Annotated in this window: 14 protein-coding genes and 3 tRNA genes; 10 read left to right on the top strand and 7 right to left on the bottom strand. The window is 48.3% G+C overall.

The genetic code is table 11. The features are described from left to right. Positions 1-3 precede the first annotated feature (3 nt). Entirely contained in the window at positions 4-2,361 is a 2,358-nt protein-coding gene (locus MK185_00235) for a hypothetical protein (protein ID MCH2039048.1), read from the bottom strand. Between the two features lie 206 nt (positions 2,362-2,567). Between MK185_00235 and MK185_00230 the strand changes: the two genes are divergently transcribed. Then, complete coding sequence (locus tag MK185_00230) at positions 2,568-4,526, top strand: diguanylate cyclase (protein ID MCH2039047.1); 1,959 nt, start codon at positions 2,568-2,570, stop codon at positions 4,524-4,526. An 80-nt stretch (positions 4,527-4,606) separates the two neighbouring features. Here the strand turns inward: MK185_00230 and MK185_00225 are convergent. The 3 genes from MK185_00225 to MK185_00215 form a co-directional block, all read right to left on the bottom strand. Then, positions 4,607-4,693: transfer RNA gene (locus tag MK185_00225), tRNA-Leu, on the bottom strand. 83 nt (positions 4,694-4,776) lie between these two features. Then, positions 4,777-4,863, bottom strand: a tRNA-Leu gene (locus tag MK185_00220). 78 nt (positions 4,864-4,941) lie between these two features. Further along, a tRNA-Leu gene (locus tag MK185_00215) sits at positions 4,942-5,028 on the bottom strand. A 177-nt stretch (positions 5,029-5,205) separates the two neighbouring features. Between MK185_00215 and queA the strand changes: the two genes are divergently transcribed. The 5 genes from queA to secF all read left to right on the top strand — a co-directional run bounded on the left by queA (position 5,206) and on the right by secF (position 10,787). Further along, the gene (gene queA, locus MK185_00210; protein MCH2039046.1) at positions 5,206-6,249 is read left to right on the top strand and encodes a tRNA preQ1(34) S-adenosylmethionine ribosyltransferase-isomerase QueA; all 1,044 of its coding nucleotides are present in this window, start codon (positions 5,206-5,208) and stop codon (positions 6,247-6,249) included. 51 nt (positions 6,250-6,300) lie between these two features. Then, on the top strand, positions 6,301-7,473 hold the full coding sequence (tgt, locus tag MK185_00205; GenBank protein MCH2039045.1) for a tRNA guanosine(34) transglycosylase Tgt: 1,173 nt from the start codon (positions 6,301-6,303) through the stop codon (positions 7,471-7,473). 72 nt (positions 7,474-7,545) lie between these two features. Then, positions 7,546-7,905, top strand: coding sequence for a preprotein translocase subunit YajC (gene yajC, locus MK185_00200; GenBank protein ID MCH2039044.1), 360 nt, complete (start codon positions 7,546-7,548; stop codon positions 7,903-7,905). Between the two features lie 105 nt (positions 7,906-8,010). Further along, entirely contained in the window at positions 8,011-9,870 is a 1,860-nt protein-coding gene (gene secD / locus MK185_00195) for a protein translocase subunit SecD (GenBank protein MCH2039043.1), read from the top strand. Then, positions 9,867-10,787, top strand: coding sequence for a protein translocase subunit SecF (gene secF, locus MK185_00190; GenBank protein MCH2039042.1), 921 nt, complete (start codon positions 9,867-9,869; stop codon positions 10,785-10,787). Before secD ends, secF begins: the two co-directional genes overlap by 4 nt. 97 nt (positions 10,788-10,884) lie before the next feature. Here the strand turns inward: secF and MK185_00185 are convergent, their stop codons facing one another. Further along, a complete protein-coding gene (locus MK185_00185) occupies positions 10,885-12,546 on the bottom strand; it encodes an AMP-binding protein (GenBank protein MCH2039041.1) in 1,662 nt (553 codons plus the stop codon). Positions 12,547-12,769: 223 nt separating this feature from the next. On the opposite strand from MK185_00185, the gene MK185_00180 reads away from it, so the two are divergent. The 3 genes from MK185_00180 (at position 12,770) to MK185_00170 (ending at position 15,104) form a co-directional block, all read left to right on the top strand. Further along, on the top strand, positions 12,770-13,894 hold the full coding sequence (locus MK185_00180) for a DUF6091 family protein (protein MCH2039040.1): 1,125 nt from the start codon (positions 12,770-12,772) through the stop codon (positions 13,892-13,894). Positions 13,895-13,987: 93 nt separating this feature from the next. Continuing rightward, the gene (locus MK185_00175; GenBank protein ID MCH2039039.1) at positions 13,988-14,728 is read left to right on the top strand and encodes a Bax inhibitor-1/YccA family protein; all 741 of its coding nucleotides are present in this window, start codon (positions 13,988-13,990) and stop codon (positions 14,726-14,728) included. Between the two features lie 94 nt (positions 14,729-14,822). Further along, the gene (locus MK185_00170) at positions 14,823-15,104 is read left to right on the top strand and encodes a hypothetical protein (GenBank protein MCH2039038.1); all 282 of its coding nucleotides are present in this window, start codon (positions 14,823-14,825) and stop codon (positions 15,102-15,104) included. A gap of 14 nt (positions 15,105-15,118) precedes the next feature. Here the strand turns inward: MK185_00170 and MK185_00165 are convergent, their stop codons facing one another. Further along, positions 15,119-15,322, bottom strand: coding sequence for a hypothetical protein (locus MK185_00165; protein MCH2039037.1), 204 nt, complete (start codon positions 15,320-15,322; stop codon positions 15,119-15,121). A 166-nt stretch (positions 15,323-15,488) separates the two neighbouring features. Next, on the bottom strand, positions 15,489-17,249 hold the full coding sequence (locus tag MK185_00160) for a phosphoethanolamine transferase (GenBank protein ID MCH2039036.1): 1,761 nt from the start codon (positions 17,247-17,249) through the stop codon (positions 15,489-15,491). Between the two features lie 348 nt (positions 17,250-17,597). On the opposite strand from MK185_00160, the gene MK185_00155 reads away from it, so the two are divergent. Continuing rightward, positions 17,598-17,879, top strand: a complete 282-nt coding sequence (locus MK185_00155) for a hypothetical protein (GenBank protein MCH2039035.1) — start codon at positions 17,598-17,600, stop codon at positions 17,877-17,879. Positions 17,880-17,947: the final 68 nt, after the last annotated feature.

Here is a 17,947-nt window from a genome sequence, read left to right as displayed (position 1 = left end):
CCCCTATTGGTAAATAAAGCGGTAATCAGACAATAAATAGGTAACAACAGCGATCCAGGAGCGGACAACGTAATTGTCATCATTAGTGATGCGAGTACGCTGTTGTTCCGGCGGGATTTGCACGTCATCAATTTTTGCACCATGCGCGAAGCGGTCCCCAAAACTACCGTTGTCGCGGAAGTCGCGGTAAGCCTGACAAGCCAGATGTTCCGGCCAGGGGTCATAATCCCCGGGGTTCTCCATCATATCCTGACCGAGGTTAAAGACATCCATAAATAACTGAAAACTGGCTTCAATCTCGGCATGATTTAATGACAAGCTTTCACCGGTCAGGCGCCAATGCAAGTGCTGAATGTTGTGTTTAATGGCATTAATACCGTCCTGATCCGGGTTGCCATCGTCATCAACAGGACGGGTTGAAGTTTCGACGTGCGGAAATAAGCGACGCTTGCTGTTATGCCAGGTAAAGTCGTAGGGCACTCCGCGACACGCCATTTCAACCGCCATGCGATTCTGAATGGCAATCATCAAACCACTCGGTTCACGAATACGCTCTGTGATCGAGTCTGAGTCCATCCCGCCTAGCATCAGGCGATGATCTTCCCAGCGCAGGTCATCCCATACAAAACCAAAGGTCGCCTTGAGTTTTTTCTGTAACTGCTCTGGGCTCAAGAATTGGCTGGAGCCAATGTGGTCGTTACTGCTCAGGGCGCTGGTATCGACGTCTGCCGCGCGGTAGTAGGGACTCATTATTATTCCCTTAATCGCGGTTTTTAAGTTCCAGCCATCTGCGACCATGGCTTGGCCGATGGCGTTCAGTACCGCTCGTTGGGAATTAAACGCTTGTTTATCTGCGTCGCTGGCGCTTTCCCCGGGCGCCAATAACGGATCCTGGCCAACGATGCCCTTGTACAGAGTTCTTACTGTGGCGCGAATAAAGCGAGGGTCGTTAGCAATCTCTTTACCCAGCCACTGCAACATATTTCTGAAATAACCGGTGCTGCCAGACAGCGGTACTTTTTTGCCAGCCAGGCCCGCCGGTTCAATGTCGGCGTTATCCCAGCGATTGCGCGAGGTACTGCCGGTGACAATGTATTGTCCCCTGTCGGTCCAGTGCTGGAAGGCAGAGGCGACTGGGTCCATAACCTGGTGACAGGCATAACAAGCGGGATCCAGCAGGGTAGGGTTGGGCTTACCGTTACCAATACCATCTCCCGGGCGATCGCCTTGAATCCGCAGAATGTCGGTATCGAGAAAATAATCGAACACAATTTTTGAGCGATGACGATTGCGATTGGTAAAGGTGGTTGGATAGCGATTAAGAAACATTGCGGAGGTCAGGATACCTGAATGCGGAATGCCTCCATTTTCGAATTCAAGATCTTTTGTGATGCGTGCAGGTTTAAAATCATTCGGGTCATGACTCAGGGTAACGTCAGTGCGGCTAGGGTCAGAACAAACCGGGGAGTCCAGTTCACGGAATGTCGCATTGGGATCAATCAGCTCAGCTTCATACACCTTTTGGCTGTACCAGTTCACCATGATGTAATCGGCAGTCATAAAGTCGGTGTGGGGTTTGCCGTTTTGCGACAGGTGGCGAACCAATTCGAGGGGGGCTCTGGCAACGGCATCGTTGGTGATCGTGCGAACACAGCTGCGTATGCGATTTTCGTTGGCGGCGGTATAAGCAGCGTTGTACCACTTTCGTTCAGGAAAATCTTCGTTGTCGAGCAGGTTGATGCCGCCTTCGAATAAGTTGCTGCTGAGGTATTTGTCGGTCAGTAGTTGCTCGTTAAATACTTCCATCAGTGTTTGGTAGAAGGCGGGCTCTTCCATCATCGCTGATAGTGCCTGACTGAGACCAATGTCGCCTTTGTCGTTGACCAGTGCCAGTTCAGTATCAGTGGGCATTCTGCCATTCAATTGCAGTGCGGCACGACGCAAAGTGGTGGCTTGAGGGGAATTGGTTACGCCTTCCAGGCTGGTGGTGCCACCACTGAGAATACGGTCGTTGAATACTTGCAGGATGTATTCGGCCGTGTCACTGGCGCAGTCGCCACGGCAATTATTGACGTTGCCAATCGGCATAGTGCGCCTGATCTCATCCGCCAGCACGCTCTGGCTGGTGCAGGTGGCACACCCGACTAGTGAAGAGCCAGCTGGTGTGCCATTGCCATCGGCGCCATGGCAGGAAGCGCATTGGGCAATGTACTCACGTCGACCATTTTCATTGACCGGGCCGATGACCTTTCCATCTCCGCCAGCGGAAGCGCCGCCAACGTCGCCCGAGTAGTCATTAATACAGGCGCTCAGCACCAAACTCATCAGTATCACAAAGATACCGGTCGTTCCAATGTTCATCCCACACCTCGGCCACATCAGGCTGTATTTGCTCATGATCGGCAATACATTATTTTTATCTCGACTACCCTTCGGGTCGACTGCAAGAACACTAGCAAAATCTTGCACTGAAAAGTGTGAAGTAATTTTAAAAATGGCCGTATTGGGTGTAATCGTTACAAATAGACTACACTTCGAGCACACTGTAATCAGGTTTCTTAACACACATGCTCAGGATTTTGCTTCTCCCCCTGATCTTCATTTTCAGTCAGCAATCGCTGGCGAATTCCGCAGCGGAAATCGATCTTGCTAATGTAGATACGTCTCTTGTCCTGGATTCATATGTGGAGTACTGGGAGGACCCTCAAGGCGACGTCACAATAGACGCATTACAAGACCAGAATTGGGCCGATAGTGGTGTAGAAAATCTGGCTTTTGGCTATACAAACTCGGTGTATTGGTTCCGTTTTCTATTGAGTGATGGCCAAGCGCAGCATTTGCCCTATTTTCTTGAGATTGGTTATCCGGTACTTGACGATATTCGTTTGTATCGACGCAGTATAAAAAATGGTCAGAAAAGTGACTGGCAATTGCATCATTATGGTGATAAACAACCACATAGTGAGCGACCCATTCCCCATCGATTTTTTATACTTCCATTTACTCTGGAGCCTGAAGAGCAGCAGGAATGGGTCTTCCGGGTAGAAACATCCAGCTCTATGCAATTCCCCTTGACTGTATGGCATGAACGATCATTTTTTATAGAAGAAATGGGGCAGTTGTTCGGTATGGGGATTTATTACGGCATCATGTTGATTATGGTGTTGTACAACCTATTTGTATTTTTGTCTGTACGGGAAATTAACTACCTTTATTACGTCTTATACGTTGCCAGTATGACTGCATTTATCGGTAGTTTGCATGGCTTTAACTTCCAGTATTTATGGCCATATGCTACCTATTGGAATGATCAGAGTATTGTTGTTTCACTCGCGGGCATTGTGATCTTTGGCAGCTTATTCACGATGAATTTTCTATCATTGAAAAATGATATGGCGTTATTGCAGCGATTATTCAGTGTTGTAGCGATCTCCGCTTTTAGTATTCTTATAATCAGTAATTTCTCTCCTTATCATCTTATGATTCGTAGTTTAATTGCAGTGGCGATTATTGCGATTTTTTGTGCTCTTTATGGGGGCGTTGTGCGCTGGATTCAGGGGTATCCTTCGGCGCGTTTTTATACCATTGCATGGTCGTCAATGCTGTGTGGTGGCGTTATTCTGGCCCTGAATAAGTTCGATTTTATTCCGCGTAATTCTTTTACTGAATACGCTATTCAGATTGGTTCAGTCTTGGAGGTTATCCTGTTATCGTTTGCTCTGGCCGATCGGCTAAATCAGGAAAAGCGTGTGCGCTTTGAAGCTCAGCTGACTGCATTTGAACATGAAAAAATTGCTCGGGTTGCTCAAGAGGATGCACTGACTCAGGAGCGTAACGCGCGATATGCTCAGGAGAAAGCGTTGGAGCATGAGCGTGAGGCCCGTGAAGCTCAGGATCGTGCGTTGGAAGTTCAGCGTCGCGCCAATGAAACGCTTGAATCCAGAGTGAGGCAACGCACCGGAGAGCTGGAAAAACTGAATCAGCGATTGGAATACCTGAGTACCACTGATCCACTGACGGCGTTGCGTAATCGCCGGTTTTTTGAGGATGTGATTGATCGCGAATTGGCTCGTGCTGTCCGCGAGCGTGAGCCTTTAAGTATACTCATGCTCGATATTGATAGATTTAAGAAAATCAACGATAGCTATGGTCACCAGGCGGGTGATGACATTCTTCGCGCCGTTGCTCAGGCCATAAAACACGGGGTTCATCGTAATACCGATTTCATAGCACGCTATGGTGGAGAAGAGTTTGTTTTGATTTTGCCAAATACGGACACTCGTGGAGCCTGCCACGTTGCTGAGTGCTTGCGTGGTGGTGTGCAGCAGCTGAATTTTGACCGCATTGAAGTTGGGGTGGCAGTGACTGTGAGTATTGGTATTTACGGCGGTGTACCTGACTCTGGCAGTCGTGCTGATGACTGGGTTAAGTTTGCAGATGACGCTTTGTATCAGTCGAAGGAAAATGGACGTAATCAGGTCACCCTGTACCAGTCAGAGCGCAGTTGTGGTTCACATGAGGTATGAGAGGGTAGTCAGAGAAAAAGCTGATCTTTGCGTTGGGCGGAAAATTTTGGGGGCGTTTTAGAGAAATGCATCGCTTTAGATGGTGCCCAGGGGGAGACTTGAACTCCCACGGCCATACGGCCACTAGCACCTGAAGCTAGCGTGTCTACCAATTCCACCACCTGGGCAAGGCGTTTAGCATCGTTGGGAAGATGCTAAATACAGTGTGTCTTCGAAAAATGCGGCACCACATAATCAAACCAATGATCTATGGTGCCCAGGGGGAGACTTGAACTCCCACGGCCATACGGCCACTAGCACCTGAAGCTAGCGTGTCTACCAATTCCACCACCTGGGCATTTTTCATTCAGCAAGCAGTAGATATTTGCTGAATCATTGTCACTGACGGATGAGAGCCGAAGTGTACCTGCATAACTGGTACCAGAGGCCGGACTCGAACCGGCACACCCGTTAAGGCGGGGGATTTTGAATCCCCTGCGTCTACCAATTTCGCCACTCTGGCAAATCGGCATCTGCTGTGTCAGTGGCGGCGCATTCTACAGGGGATCTCTTAAGTGTCAATACTTTTTTCTAATGATTTCCTTAACTTAGTGGAACTTATCCGGTAATCTTGCCGCACTTTCAATGAGCACGGCGCTCCACTACTGAGTTGCGCTCCTCTCAAACGACGTCAGAAAAAATGAAAACCAGCGATTTTAATTTTGAACTGCCAGATCAGCTGATTGCCCGCCACCCTATGGCAGAGCGCAGTGCATCGCGTTTATTGTGCCTCAACGGCCAAAGTGGTGCTGTTGAACATAAAATTTTCCGTGATATCGAAGCCCTGATTGAGCCTGGCGATTTACTGGTATTTAACAATACCAAGGTAATCCCGGCGCGCCTCTACGGTGAAAAAGAGAGTGGCGGCAAACTGGAGGCGTTGATAGAGCGTGTGCTGAATGAACGTGAGGCATTGGCGCATCTGAAATCGTCACGCTCGCCCAAGCCGGGTCAGACGATCTATCTTGGTGGTGGTAAAGAAGACGGCGTTGCTGTCGATGTAGTTGGTCGTGATGGGGCTCTGTTTCATCTGAAGTTCGCAACCGACAAACCGTTGCTGGACCTGCTTAATGACGTCGGCCATATGCCTCTGCCTCCGTATATGGAACGTGACGACGCAGAAGAAGATAAAGAACGCTATCAGACAGTCTACGCAGAAAAGCCGGGAGCCGTTGCGGCACCTACGGCCGGTCTCCACTTTGATGATGGTTTGCTGGATCGTTTGAGAGACAAAGGTGTTAACTTTGCTTATGTGACCTTGCATGTAGGTGCTGGTACGTTTCAGCCAGTAAAAGTTGATGACGTGCATGAACATAAGATGCATTCAGAATACATCGAAGTCTCGCAACAAGTGGTGGATGCGGTAAATCACACTCGCCGCCAGGGTAAGCGTGTCATTGCCGTTGGAACAACCTCCGTCAGAAGTCTCGAAAGTGCCAGTCAGGAAGGTGCAATTGCCACGTTTTATGATGACAGTGAGATCTTTATTTTTCCGGGTTACCAATTTCGCAGCGTGGATGCCATGATCACCAATTTTCACCTCCCGGAATCGACGTTAATAATGCTGGTTTCGGCGTTTGCAGGGAAACAACAGGTAATGTCTGCCTACGAGCAGGCGATTGCTGAACAGTACCGTTTTTACAGTTATGGGGATGCTATGTTTGTTACCCCGGAAGAGGTCTGAGCGGGTTATCCAACCGCTGACAGGTCGGCAAAATAGTCAGGTTTACAGAATATGACGCGTGAATGTTTTATGAATTTTGAGTTGCACTCGGAAATTACCGATGGCAGCAGTTATGCCCGCCGTGGAACCGTGAAGTTTCCGCGAGGTGAGGTGCAGACGCCGGCATTTATGCCAGTGGGTACCTACGGCACAGTGAAGGGCCTGAACCCGGATCAGATTAATGATCTGGGCGCGGATATCATCCTGGGCAACACGTTTCACCTGATGTTGCGTCCTGGCACTGAAATCATCAAGCAGCACGGAGATCTGCATGACTTTATCGGTTGGGACAAACCTATTCTGACCGATTCCGGTGGTTTTCAGGTTTTCAGCCTGGGCGATATGCGCAAGATCACGGAGGAAGGAGTTACCTTTAAATCCCCGGTGAACGGCGAAAAAGTTCTGATGACACCAGAGAGTTCGATGCAGGTACAGCGAGATCTTGGCTCTGACATCGTGATGATCTTTGATGAATGCACACCTTATCCTGCTACCACCCAGGAAGCGGCTGATTCTATGCGTATGTCATTGCGCTGGGCTAAACGTTCCAAAGATGCGCATGGAGACAATCCGTCCGCGCTGTTTGGTATTATTCAGGGCGGAATGTACGAGGACCTGCGTGATGAGTCACTTCAGGGTCTTACTGATATCGGTTTTGACGGTTACGCCATTGGCGGTTTAAGCGTGGGAGAACCCAAGCCCGATATGATGCGCATTCTGAAACACACTGCACCGAAAATGCCGAAAGACAAGCCACGTTATCTCATGGGTGTGGGCAAGCCAGAAGATCTGGTGGAGGGGGTTCGTCGCGGTGTTGATATGTTCGACTGTGTGATGCCAACACGTAATGCGCGCAATTCGCACTTGTTTACCTCGACTGGCGTTTTAAAAATCCGTAACGCAGCTAATCGCACCAGTACCGAGCCAGTGGATGCGGAATGCGATTGTTATACCTGTAAAAATTTCAGTCGCGCCTATCTCCACCATCTGGACAAGTGTAAAGAAATACTGGGCGCTACTTTAAATAGCATTCACAACCTCCATTATTACCAGACGCTGATGGCTGGTTTGCGCCGCTCTCTGGAAGAAGGTACATTTGCCGACTTTGTTGATGAATTCTATGCCAAGCGAGGTCTGCAAACGCCGCCGCTTGAGGAGCCGGTTAATGCTGGCGATGATGGATAACGCTAACCTGTTCAAATCTTGTAATAATCGTGCGGCAAGCTGCACAAACTAATGACATTGGGGATATTTTTAATGAAAGCACTGTTAGCCGCATTGGCTTTAGCTACTTCACCACTGGCCTTCGCAGAAGGCGCTGCCGCTCAGCCAATGGGTGTCACCGGGCAGCTGATTTTTCTGGGTGGCTTTCTGCTGATTTTCTACTTTTTGTTGTGGCGCCCGCAGAGCAAACGTCAGAAAGAACACAAGGCACTGATTGGTGACCTGTCAGTGGGTGACGAAGTGGTAACAGCTGGCGGTATGCTCGGCAAAGTAACCAAAGTGACTGACGACTTCATCGTAATCGAAGTATCTAAAGGCGTGGAGCTGCCGGTTCAGAAAGTTGCAGTGACAGCAGCATTGCCAAAAGGCACCATCAAAGAAATTAAAGCTTAATCAGATTTGGCAGACCTTCAGGTCTGCACCCACAAGGCGGCGTCCGTTTCGGGCGGCCGTCTTTGTTGCTGTTTAAGGACCACAATAAGGAAGAAGGGCAGTTGTATGCTCAATAAAACACCCATCTGGAAACACATTCTGATCTTGCTGGTGCTGGTGCTGTCGGTCATCTACGCTGCGCCAAACCTGTACCCGCCCGATCCGGCTATTCAGGTAACGCCGGCCCGTTCCGGCGCTGAGATGAGCGAATTGACACTGAATCAGGTACGCCAGGCGCTCAATGAAAATGATATCGAATTCTTCGGTGAAGAAGTCAAAGGCAGCACGGCATTGTTCCGTTTGACCGAAACCAAAAATCAGCTATCGGCAAAAGCTGCGGTGCAGCGCTTGCTGGGTGATGAATATATTGTTGCCCTGAACCTTGCACCAACCACGCCCGAATGGCTGGTTAATCTGGGTGCCGGGCCCATGACACTGGGTCTGGACCTGAGTGGTGGTGTGCACTTCCTGATGGAGGTGGATATGGCTGATTACCTGGCCAGTAAGATTAAAAACTACCGTCAGGAAATGCGTAACAAGCTGCGAGAAGAAAAGCTGAAGTACCGCCGGATTCAGGTCGAAGGTCAGAGCTTGCGCATCAGCTTCGTTGATTCTGAAATACGCGATGAAGCATCTAATTTTGTTGCCCGAAATTACAACGAGTTTCTGCGCTCTTCCGAAGATAACGGCGAATTCTATGATCTCGTGTTGCGTGTTACTGAGCAGCAAATTAAGTCGTTCGAAAACTATGCGATTAAGCAAAACTTAACCACCATTCGTAACCGGGTTAATGAACTGGGTGTTGCCGAACCGCTGGTTCAGCGTCAGGGCCGTAACCGTATTGTGGTCGAGTTGCCGGGTGTTCAGGATACGGCTGAAGCGAAGAAGATTTTGGGTAAAGCCGCCAACCTTGAATTTCGTCTCGAGGCCGAGCCAGGTGCCAGCCGTTTCCAAACGGAGGAGTACAGCTTCCGCAATGAGAGTTTCCGCACCGCAAGATTGCAGAAAACCATCATTACCACTGGCGACAGTGTAACCAACGCCCAGCCTTCCTTTGATGAAAATGGTTTCCCACAGGTGAATATCGATCTCGATTCCAAAGGTGGGGCGCGCATGACTCAAGTGACGCGCAAGAATATTAAGCGTCGCATGGCGGTGCTGTTTGTCGAACGCAAGCCTAAGACCACGTATGAACTGGTGGATGGGGTTGAGCAGCAAAAAACCATTCAGGTGGTCGAGAAATCGATTATTTCTCTGGCCACGATTCAGAGCACGTTAGGCTCCAGCTTCCGTATCACTGGTCTGGAATCGGCTGAAGCGTCGGAGCTGGCCCTGTTATTACGCGCTGGTGCTCTGGCTGCGCCGATGTTCTTCGTTGAAGAGCGCACGGTGGGCCCAAGTCTGGGTAAAGAAAACATCGAAATGGGTGTTAACTCTGTGATGGCGGGCCTGGCTTTGGTACTGGTTGCCATGGTGGTGTTCTATCGCCTATTCGGCATGGTGGCTAACATCGCACTGATCGCTAACCTGGTAATACTGATTGCATTGATGTCCATTATTGGCGCTACGCTGACCTTGCCGGGCATTGCCGGGATTGTCTTAACGGTTGGTATGGCAGTGGATGCTAATGTGCTTATTTTCTCGCGCATTCGCGAAGAGCTGCTGGCAGGACGATCGCCACAACAAGCGATCCATGAGGGTTATGATCGCGCGTTTGTCACCATTCTTGATGCCAACTTAACCACGTTGTTAGTTGCGGTGATCCTTTTCGCTGCAGGTACCGGTCCGGTCAAAGGATTCGCGGTCACTCTGTCGTTCGGTATCATCACCTCGATGTTTACTGCCATTGTTCTCACTCGTGCCATCATCAACACGGTTTACGGCGGCCGTCGTATTGATTCTTTATCCATCGGAGGCCAATCATGAGTAAGGTGCCAAATTACGATTTTATGAAGCTGCGCATGGCAGCCATGGTGCTGTCGGCGGTACTGATTGTTGTTTCTATTGGTTCTCTGGCGACTCAGGGACTGAACCTGGGTCTGGATTTTACCGGTGGTACGCTGCTGGAAGTAGAATATGAGCAACCGGAAAACCTCGATGCAATTACTAAGATTCTCGATGGTGCAGGGTATAAAGATGTTGTGGTCCAGAACTTTGGTTCAGAAACTGACGTATTGGTACGTATGTCTGAAGCATTTCGCGATGATCTGGGTAATGAAGTATTGCTGGTGCTGCAGAACGAAGCCAAGGGTAATAATATCATTCTGAAACGTTCCGAATTCGTGGGCGCCAACGTCGGTGAAGAGTTACGTGATCAGGGTGGCTTGGCTTTATTACTTGCTCTGTTTGTGGTGATGATCTACGTTGCAGCGCGTTTCCAGATTAAGTTTTCGGTGGGCGCGGTTGCTGCTTTGTTCCACGACGTGGTCATTATTCTTGGCTTCTTCTCGCTGTTCCAATGGGATTTTGACTTAACGGTACTGGCAGCATTGCTTGCGGTTATTGGTTACTCTCTGAACGATACCATCGTTGTGGCTGACCGCATTCGTGAGAACTTCCGCATTGTTCGTCGCGGTGGTCCGGTTGAAGTGATTAACGAATCTCTGAACCAGACTCTTGGCCGTACCATTATGACCTCCTTAACGACCGCTTTGGTGTTAGGTGCATTAATGATCGTTGGCGGTGAACTGATCCATAACTTCGCACTGGCGTTAATGATTGGTGTGGTTGTCGGTACTTATTCGTCGATTTATGTTGCTGCGAATATTCTGTTGATGATGAACATCAGTCGTGAAGATCTGATGCCACCAGAGCTGGAAGAAGAAGAGGATGACCGTCCTTGAGGTTTCCGGTCTAAGGTTTCAGCCTGACTGAAAAAAAACCGCTTCAATCGAAGCGGTTTTTTTGTGGCTGGCGTATTGATGCTTGCTGATATATTGATTACAACCAAACAACTTTATCAGTCAGCTCTTGTTGAATTGCTTGCTGGTAGCGGCCTTCCAATAAATGACGGCGTATTTTTAACGTGGGTGTTAATAAGCCGTTATCCGGTGTCCAGGCTTCCTGCACAATCAATAAACCATCCAATACCGCGTGGCTTTCGAGTTTGTTATTGGTTTTTTCCAGCGTCTTCATCAGGCTGGCGCGAATGTGCTGTTGATCATGCTGCTGGGCTTCTGGGGTTAACACCACCAGAGCAATCGGTTGTTTTAAGTTTGAGCCGGTTACGCAGATTTGTTCGATTAACGGGTTTTCCATCAGGCGAGACTCAATCGGAACCGGAGCAACGTATTTACCCTTGGCGGTTTTAAAAATTTCTTTCAGTCTCCCAGTGATTTTTACATAGCCATCAGCGTCAACTTCGCCTTTATCGCCGGTACGCAGGAAGCCATCGTCGGTGAATACCTCAGCGGTTTTCTCCGGCTCAAGATAATATTCTTTCATCAGAAAATCACCACGCACCTGGATTTCACCATCATCTGCGATACGTAATTCAACACCAGAGTAGGGGCGGCCAATGCTACCGACTTTATCACTGCGGAACGGGTGACAATTCGTTCCCAGTGCATTGGTTTCAGACATACCCCATGCTTCGGTAATATTAATGCCAATTCGTTGGTACCAGCGAATTGTGGCCGGAGATAGCGGAGCCGAGCCGCTGCCAAAGACCCGAACGCTATCAAGCCCGAGTTGTTGACGGATTTTTCGTGCGATAACTTTATTTAGAATGGGAACACTCAAAAGCAGATTGAGTTTTTTAGGCGACATTTTCGCTAAAACTCCCATCTGAAAACGAGTCCAAAGACGTGGCACAGACAAGAATAGGGTCGGTGATACAGACTTTAAATCGTCGACAAATGTATCGAGACTTTCAACAAACGAAATCTCACAACCGCAATAGAAACTGGAACCTTCGACAATGGTTCGCTCTGTAATGTGTGCTAACGGTAAATAGCTCAATGCACGTTCTTTTTGCGTAAATGCCATTGTATCGACGAACTGTTGGCTGGCAAAAGCATACGATCCATACGTATTCACTACACCTTTAGGGTTGCCGGTACTGCCTGATGTATAAATTATGGTCATAGTGTCTTTCAGGTCTGGCACAGGATTGCCTGGATGGGCCGGCTGAGCTTGCAGTGCTGACCAATGAAAATCGAGCCTGATATCGGCATTTTCAACATTTGGATAAGGAAAACCCAGGCGTTTAACTGACTCCGGTATGGCATCGCATTGATTTTGCGTATCGTCGAGTTTGCCGATAAATACGGCTCGACAATGACTGTGGTTCAACACGTATTGAATAGTTTCCGGTCCCGCTGTGGCGTAAATAGGAACCGATACATGGCCCGCCATCATGATCGCCAGATCGGCAATAAACCACTCAGCACAATTTTTGGAAAAAATGGCGATGTGGCTGCCCTGGTCAAAATTCTGCGCAATCAAAGCGCTGGCAAGGCGGCGTACCTTCTGGCCTACATCGTGCCAGCTGTATTCTTGAAAGATGCCATCAATAGGCTGTCGCAGATAAATAGCATCAGGTTGCGTTTTCTCCCAGTGGTATAGCATTTCCAGGGGGGTTTTGAGCGTGTTAGTCGACATGTAGCAGTTCCTGTTATTGTTATCCTTAACACATTAATGACACTTTTCTTCTGGGTCTGTTACAAATCGTAATTGAATGAACGAAGGTTCTTCTTATTGGCATATTTGGCCTCTTGTTATGGTACGGAAGTCAATGCACGATAGCGCCGCTAAGCGTTTAATAAAGCAAGATTTCATGGCGGTTGGGTGGAGTCTGCTTACAAAAATAATAAGGATTCTCACAATGAAACGGATAATGACTCTGGTGGGTCCGGCTCTGATGCTAATGGTCTTACCCGCATTGGCTGTGGCGCTCCCTGAACTGTCAGAAAAGAAACTGGCGAAACTGAACTCCACTGTGATGAACATGAACCTGCCATTGCAGAACCGGGTTCGGGCCTTGAAGAAACTTCATGCCGATCAACTGGTAAACGGTAAAATTGAACGCAGCTTCTGTGTTTGGGACCCCCTTGGACGTAACGGGCCTATTTATGCCACTGTTGATGATCAAAAATTACGCTCGCTGCATTACGGACTGGCCTTGGATATTCGTGCTTTTACCGACGAGAAAGAGCTGATTGAGAAGTTGAGGAGTGGTGAGTGTGATGCAGCCCTTGTGCGCGGCAATCAGGTCTATGAATTCAATAAATTCACAGCAACCTTAGAAGCTCCTGGTGCCGTGCCATCGACGCAGCATCTGCAGATTCTCAGCCAGGTGATTGCCAGTCCGAAAACGGCCAAGCGTATGGAGGAAGGCGACTATGTTGTCGCCGGTGTTGCCTATTTAGGCGACAGCTACATTATTCGCAATGGCACGACTCAGGGCACGTTTTCCGGTTTATCGCGCCAAAAACTCGGGGTTCTGGATGACGACCTGACACTGGTCGCGATGGCAAAACAGTTGAACGGGAAAGCGATAGCACAGCCTCCTGTGCGCGCTGCCGAGTCGTTTGTTAATCGCCAGGTTGATGCCATTCTCGCTCCGGCTGTGATTTACCATGCGTTGATCTCAGGTCAGCTGGATGGCCCGGTGCGGATCATGAATATGCCGCAATCGTTATCGACCATGCAGTTGATCGGGCGTAAGGAAAAATTTCCCACAGGCTTAGCACAGCTGCTGCGGGAGGATTTTCTATTTAAGTTCGATAACTATGTGAACCGTGTGAAGGCCGAGGTACGCAATGTTCCGGCAGAGAACTGGCAATCGCTGGACAAAACGGAGCAGAAAAAGCGCAGCAAGCAATTGCAGCAACTGCGTTTGGCGATGCGTGATCAGGGCACCTATGATGCAAAAATGTTGAAGCTAATGCGTAAAGTGCGTTGTAAGATTGACGCCAGTGCTGACGAGTGTCGTCTGAAATTAGAGTAAAGAAACATAAACCGAATAAGTTTCCGGTTTTAGTTGCCCCGAAGCTTGGCTACAATCGGGTTAACGAATTTAACTTCCTTACAGGAGCAGGAAATGAGTAACCGTCCGGATTATCTCAATATGAAGCAGACAGCAGTGCAGGAAGCAGCTGTTGAGTCGGTTGATATTCAGCAGGGTCACGCAGTCGAGCACGATAGCAGCAAAGTGCTGAGAAATACTTACGCCTTGCTGTCGATGACGCTGCTGTTCAGTGCAGTGACTGCCGGTATCTCTATGGCAGTTGGTGTTGGTCATGGTCTGGGCCTGATTTTCAGTATCAGCGCCCTGTTGTTGATTTGGTTCGCACTGCCTCGTACTGCCAACTCTTCGGCTGGCTTGCTGGTTGTATTTGCCTTTACAGGTCTGCTCGGTGCGGCTTTAGGTCCTATGCTGAATTACTACCTCGGTATGAATAATGGTGGATCCATAGTGATGCAGGCTCTTGGTGGTACTGCAGTGGTATTCCTGTCATTGTCTGCTTATGTTCTCACTACCCGTAAGGACTTCAGTTTTCTTGGTGGGTTCCTCTTCGTTGGCCTGATTGTAGCAATTTTGTCGGGGCTGGCGCTGGCTGTTGCTGGTGCTTTCTTTGGTGTCAATATTTCCGGTATGCACCTGGCGCTGAGCGCGGGTATCGTACTGCTGATGTCTGGCTTTATCTTGTTTGATACAAGCCGTATCGTTAATGGTGGTGAAACCAACTACCTGATGGCGACAACTTCGCTGTATCTGAATATCTACAATTTATTTACTGCTCTGCTGCATCTGATCGGTGCTCTTGGCTCTGATGACTAGCCAGAAAGCTGAACAAAAAGCCCTGATAATGAAAGTTATCAGGGCTTTTTTATTATAGGCTCAAGGTCATGAGAGGCTGGGCGATAACTTAGTCATGAGATTTCTGTTTCTATTATCGTTACTACTGTTCTTCCATATTGGCCACGCGACATGCCGTGATCGTGATGCATGGGCAGCCAGCGATGCGTTGGCCCAGAGCTTCTTTAAAGAGGTGGAGGTGTTCCGTAAAGCCAGAGTATTGAAGGTTCATCATCCAAGCCGAAGAAAGGAGGTGGCAAGCTATGTAAAAGCAGGTGAACGGCGTTACTCAATATTTACTCTGGTTGATGAAGAGTGCCGGGCCACTTTTCGTAAACGTACCCGGCAGCGCGACTAGCTTAATTGGTTTGCTCAGGATGCGACCTTTGCCTGCAGTTCCAAAAGATCTTTCTCAAAACTCTCCAGTCGATTTTTCTCTTTCTCGATCGTGGCAGCGGGTGCTTTTGATACAAAACCGCTGTTATTCAGCTTGTTGCTTATTCGGTGAATTTCATCTTCCAGATGAGCGATTTGTTCGTCAAGCGTGGGTTGCTCCTGACTCGTTACATCGGTCATTGATACCTGCCTCCATGGTGAATGTCTGCTTTAATCTGTAAAGCCTTGCTTTAAGCATAGACGATATTTCAATGCCTGCTGTTATTCAGTACGATCTATTACTGACAGCAGGCAGTCTGTGAGCTGTGTTCTCTTACTTGCGACATGGCAGCGGTGGCGAACGCGGTTAATCTGATGCAATCAGGCTGAAGTCTTCTTTGACCGGAATATAGGGTTTCTTGCCATGGAGAGTTGTTGCCTCTTTGGCTGGCAAGCGATACTTACTGCTGAAGAGGTCGCAGTGCTCACAATAGATGTCACCCCTGATTTGGGTATTGGTCATGCCCAACACCGTATCGAAGATGAAGTCATTTGGGAAAAATGCACTCTGGTTTGCCACCAGTGATGATGTTTTCTCTGGATGTTTTTGTTTATAGCCTTCCGACAGCCACATAATCGCTGGCGACTCTACCATGTCATAGGAGAAATTGGCGGTAGAGTGACCGACGCCGCGTTTTATGTCCTCCGAATGATCTGCAAAATACAAAACACCGCCAACCCCTTGTTCACCAAGAGATTGCCTGAGGCCGGTAATAATCTCAGAAACGACGAAGTCATTGTATAGAACGCTGTTATCGTAACACTCCCTGCTGTGTCCAAGCCCACCCTTGAATATGTGCAGCCAGGCAGCATCCAGAGCTGATACTTCGTAGCGATTGTATTCTTCCGGATAACGCTCACAGTAGTTGGTATGGTTGCCCATCAAATGCACAAAGATTACATGGCTCTGTTGGTTATCCAGTTGATCAAGTTTGGTTGAGTAAAGCGGCAATAAAACACCATCAGGTTTATGGTTCTTGTGTGACATGCTGTGGAACTCGATATCAAAAGTCAGTTGCACGTCCTGTGCTTCCTTAGCGATCAACCCAAGAATCATGTCATAACTATTGGATAGTGGCTGATTACCCAACCAATGGGTACTGAAGCCTGCGTCATTCAGCACCTCGACGAGACCCACAGACTCCAGGTAGGTTTTCTGATTTTTCTGATTGGCTTCCGTTAGCGCGTAGGACAGGGCGGCCATGGTGCCTGGATAATTGGAGTAAGAGTTAGCAGCAATATATAAGTTGTCTTGCTGTTGCAGTTTTTTCAGTTCCGGAGTCGTATTCAGCGGATAACCATACACGCTCATGTGATGTTTATTCAGTGATTCGCCGACAATAACGACATAAACCTCAGCTTTTTCATCTTTGGTTGCGGTATAAGACTTCTTAATATCGCGTGCATTAAATGACGAGAGCCTTTCCTTACTGGACTGTATCTCTTCAATGTAGCTGATATACACTTTCACCGGGTGGCTAAACAAACCTTTCTCAATCGGCGCGAGCGCAATCAGGAAGACAGATATCGCGATGAGTTTTATCGCGACTTGTGTTGGTAATGTGCGGCTTGTTTTGCCTTCGTGTTTACCAACCCACGCCAGTAGAATCAGCAAAGCGATAACCGGTAAAATGGCAACGACTGAAGTGAATGTCGACAGATATTCGAATGCTTCGTTACCGGTCGTCTGATACACCGCAATGAAACTGTCTTTATTCATAGCGCCACCAACAACAATATAGTGCAGCAGATAGGCCAGTGGCCCCATGACCGGAATAGCCAGCACCAGTGTTGCAAGCAGACGCAGTGGAAAACTGGATTTGGGTAATGTCATAAATAGGGTGGTTGCCGTGGCAAAGACCAGCAGATCGACCGCAACCCCATAAGGATAAATCTTACCAACGGAGATAACCGACAAAACAATGCTCAGAACACCCGCTGCAAGCATCATTTTTGCAGCCTTGGTCTGCTGCTTTTCTAATCCGTGCTTAAATAACTGCTTCCAGATATAAATAGTTGCGGCGAGAAAGATGAGTTTGATGGGGATGAGTGGGAAAATCGAATTCATACTTTGCTATTACTGATTCTTTAGTCACTTGGTTGTTAGGCCGGGCATTCTAGAGCGTCTCGCCTGAACACACAATGAACAATGTCCAGCTCAGGTATGGACTATTTCTTACCTGACTTTCCCATATCATCGGCTTTAAAAAAATGGCCACAGGACTATGCTGAAATAACGTACGCATCAGACAGTGTTTTTACATAGGGAAACTGAGCTTAACGCTCTGCAACGTAATACTCCTTCCGTATTTGGATGTCGGTTATTATAGTAATGATATATATCAATAGAAGAGAGACCTCCCCTTTGATTCGATATCTGGGACTGATGGTTCTGGCCATCGGGTGTAACGCCTGTATGAACTCCAATGATTTTAACCTTCAGGGTGATGTAGATACGTTGGGAGATGCAATGTCACACTGCCGCGCTTACACGACTCATGAGATGCCTCCGGGAACGAGAATCGCTCTTGATGAGTTCTCAAGCCGAGAAACGCATGAGTATTATGATATTTACTTCGATGTGTCGGATTCGTCACAGTCCGGTTACGCAAAGTGTCGAGTCGACAAGAGTGGTCTGATCACTTACCTGGGAACGCGTGATTTTCATCGTAAGTCCAAATCTTTTGCCAGTTTCTGAATACCTTCCTAAATTTCTAACACGCTGCTCAGAGTAAATTACTCTTAGCAGCGTTTCTTTGTTCTCCT

This window comes from Saccharospirillaceae bacterium, assembly GCA_022448365.1.
In the GTDB taxonomy this organism is placed as follows: Bacteria; Pseudomonadota; Gammaproteobacteria; order Pseudomonadales; family Oceanobacteraceae; genus Bacterioplanoides.
This window is presented reverse-complemented; position numbering and strand designations above follow the sequence as displayed.